The organism is Oleiphilus sp. HI0079 (genome assembly GCF_001635105.1).
This window is the reverse complement of record NZ_LWFT01000378.1, coordinates 1-331: the sequence shown is the minus strand read 5'-3', so window position 1 is coordinate 331 and position 331 is coordinate 1. Positions and strand designations below refer to the sequence as shown.

Below are 331 nucleotides of genomic sequence, written 5' to 3'. Positions count from 1 at the left end.
TCTGAGCGCGACGTATCAAACAATGATATTGCGTTGGTGACAGGTGCGCATGTCGGCGCGTTCTACACGCCAGCCGAAGAGCGCAGTGATGAGCAAAACGCCTTGCTCGAGCAGAGCGATGCACTCCTAGCAGAACTCAAAGAAGCGAATACTTTAGTGGTGGCAACGCCGATGTATAACTTTGGTATTCCGGCATCGTTGAAGGCATGGGTTGATATGATTTGTCGCGTCGGTGAAACGTTTCGGTACACAGAGAATGGGCCGGAAGGGTTGTTGAATATCGACACTATGTATCTTGTAGTGGCGACGGGCGGAGCACCTGTAGGCAGTG

1 protein-coding gene is annotated in these 331 nt (G+C 52.0%); it reads left to right on the top strand.

Going from position 1 to position 331, the window contains the following annotated elements:
• Window positions 1-331: FMN-dependent NADH-azoreductase (locus tag A3750_RS04940; RefSeq protein WP_197474906.1), on the top strand; the 331-nt coding region annotated here is incomplete at both ends.